Annotated in this window: 4 protein-coding genes; all 4 read right to left on the bottom strand. The window is 50.5% G+C overall.

The window, feature by feature from the left end; genetic code table 11:
* A partial coding sequence (locus V2I46_09635; protein ID MEE4177759.1) for a YCF48-related protein occupies positions 1-296 on the bottom strand: 296 nt, incomplete at its 3' end.
* Positions 297-783: 487 nt separating this feature from the next.
* The gene (locus tag V2I46_09640) at positions 784-1,665 is read right to left on the bottom strand and encodes a hypothetical protein (GenBank protein ID MEE4177760.1); all 882 of its coding nucleotides are present in this window, start codon (positions 1,663-1,665) and stop codon (positions 784-786) included.
* Between the two features lie 51 nt (positions 1,666-1,716).
* A complete protein-coding gene (locus V2I46_09645; GenBank protein ID MEE4177761.1) occupies positions 1,717-2,373 on the bottom strand; it encodes a response regulator transcription factor in 657 nt (218 codons plus the stop codon).
* A 200-nt stretch (positions 2,374-2,573) separates the two neighbouring features.
* A partial coding sequence (locus V2I46_09650; GenBank protein MEE4177762.1) for a hypothetical protein occupies positions 2,574-3,009 on the bottom strand: 436 nt, incomplete at its 5' end.

Below are 3,009 nucleotides of genomic sequence, written 5' to 3' on the forward strand. Positions count from 1 at the left end.
ACCACGGTGCTGTCAATAAGCTCCCCGCCCCAGCCTACAACACAACCGTGCTGGCTGTCGCTGAAACAAATGCTTTCAAAATGGTACTTCGGGAAGACGTTCTGCACAATCCAGTGCTCCCCCCCGTCTTCGGTATACAAAAGATTACCCGATACACCGGCAATCCACACGTGCATCTCGTCGACGATGCTCAGGGAAACGAAATCGTCGCCAATGGGCGAGCTTTGCTGCGTCCATTGCGGGTCTTGCCCTGTTGAAACGAATGCAAGCACGCTCAGCAGGGTCAGTAAGGCCATGTTTTTTATGATGTTATGTTTTGAATGGGTTAGGGTACAGCGATAAAGCCTTTAAAAGCTTCGTTATTACTAATATACGGCATATACGGCGAAAAATCAAGTGCACACCGCCAGTCCGGGCAGACCGATCTTTCAGAAACGCCTGTAAACGGCGCAATATTGAAGGGTGCAGTTTGCTCTGTTTTTTAAATACCAGTAAATCAGCAATGTAGAAACAGCTACTTTTGCGTGTTTTTTCTCTGCTAATCCTTGACAGGCGGTGGTTTTAGGGGTGTGAAGGGGGTGAGATGGCAACCCATCAAAATCCCCCAAATTGGCCCTTGATATTCAAGGGGTTAGGGAGGGGAAAACCCCGGGATGGCATCTCAAAAAACCACCGCGCCCCGAACAGGGGCGCGGTGGACTCTTTGGTAAATTACAAGAATAGGCTGGTTAAATCAGCGAAGTTAAGGTTGTAAAAAATTAACAATTATTTCCCCGTTTTGGTTCAATCGGCGGGATAGATCCTGAAACCATGCTGCTGCAGGCTCTTTTCGGGCATGGGGACCGCGAAAATGGCGCGCATCCAGCCTTCCAGGCTGTCACCGGCATCCAGCACCAGCAGGTTACGGGTGTAAACGAACAGCAGGAGGACCGGCGCCCCTTCTTCCGCAGGCTCTTCCTGGTCGAGCGAATAACCCTCGCCAAAGGCCCTGGCCAGGGGGAAGAAAGCCGACCTCCGGCCTTCAAAGAGGTAACCAGCATCGTCGTTGTGCGAATCCAGCACACAGCCGGTGAAAGGATACAGCAGGTGCGCCCCTGCGGGGGAAACCCATATGATGTTCAGGTACCCGTTGCGCTGCGGCGTGAACACGAAGCGCAGGAATTCACCCTGACGGTAAACATCGTCTATGCCGGCCACATTGAAGGTGAAGGCGGGGTCCGGACCGCTGCCGTGCCGGTAAACCGACACGGAGAGGCTCATCTCCAAAACCAGCTGGTTCAACTGGTTATAATACTTCTTCTCCCCGAGCAGTGAGTCCTCCACCAGCTCGTAATGCCCGCCGGCCACGCGGAAATCCTCGAACTGCCGGAACAGGGCTTTTTCTTCCCGGAATTTCTCAAGGAAATAGTCAACCGGCGGCGGGTTTTCAACACCCAGCTGCTCCAGGGAGCCCAGCAGGGCCTCTGCAGCCAGCTCCTGGCGCGCCCGGGCATAAGAAGACAGGTCAATGTTGCGGCTGGCCCGGGAAAGCACCCTGGTATAAGGCTGCGAAAAGACGGTTGTGGTCAAAGCCAGCAGCAGGCAGATGGCCAGTGATGATATGCTCGCCCGGGGTGACATGTTACGAAAGCGGCCCATATATCCGCATCTCGAAGGCGGGATCATATGAACCGCAGTTATTGGATTTTGGTCAATAAATAATCGGCAGGCCCGGTATTAGTTGTCTTTCAGGATCCTGTGTCCCAACGCATACCTGACCAGCCCGGCTGTGTTCTTTACGCCAATCTTGCTTAACAACCGTGCCCTGTGTCCATCGACAGTCCTTTTGCTGATGTCGAGCCGATCGGCAATCTCCTTCGTAGTCAGCCCATGGCTGATCATCTCGAGGACTTCTGCTTCACGGTTGGTTAAATGACTGGCACTCTCTTTCTCCCCGGCCCCCATTTCCACATCCATGTCGGAAAATGAAGACTGGAAAATTGTTGATGAAAAGTAGTGATTTCCCTCATGCACCTTTTCCAGCGCCTGGATGAACTCTTCCCTGGTTGTGGAATTGCTTATGAATCCCTTTATCCCCAATTGCAAGAGCTCCGATATGTTCTGGACTTCCAGATTATTGAAAATCACTATGTATTTTATCGAGGGGTTCGATTTCATGTATTCCTTGAAATCAGCCCTTCCTTCATTCTGGATCCATTGAATAGTACTGATTACGATGAGATATTTATGCGGTTTTGATTTTGCAACGAACTCATCCCAGTAACATGCCTTTTCGATGAGTTTAAATCCTGGGGCACCTCTCAGCCAGGAAGATATGCCTTGTTTAATGAGCTCGTTATCATCTGCTATAAATACCTTTACAGCTGAGTTCATAGTAGTCGTAATTTATTAGTTCTCTTAGGGTTTAGACCTGCAAATTAGTTTATTATGATCTCGATGTCAATGGGTAAAAACCCGACTTTTGGAAATGGATATCCCTGAATGATCAAATATACGGCGGGCTCTGTAAATTTCCAAATTTTGGTGTGAATCGTTAAATTTCCAACTTCCAACTTCCAACTTCCAATTTCCAACTACATATTGAAAATCCGCTTAATAACCGACTTCTTCTTCTCCATCTCCCGGTCATCGGTGTAATAGCCGTAGCCGTAACCATATCCGTAACCATAACCATAGCCGTAGCCGTAGCCATACGACGAGCGGCCCAGCTTCACGTCGTTGATCAGGATGCACACGTTGGGGATCTTGCGCGACTCCACATCCTTGATGATGGATCCGAACACTTTCTTGTGGGTGAAGTTCTGGCGCACGATGAAGATGTTGGCGTCGGTATACTTCATCAACAGGAAGGCGTCGGTGACCAGGCCCACAGGCGGGGTGTCTATGATGATGAAGTCGTACCTTTCCTTGAGCTGTTCGAAGAGCCTGTCGGTCTCGGCCGAGGCAATGAGCTCGGCAGGATTGGGGGGAACGGGTCCGCCCATGATGATGTCGAGGTTGTCAATCTTG

Origin of the sequence: Bacteroides sp. (genome assembly GCA_036351255.1) — a bacterium.
In the GTDB taxonomy this organism is placed as follows: Bacteria; Bacteroidota; Bacteroidia; order Bacteroidales; family UBA7960; genus UBA7960.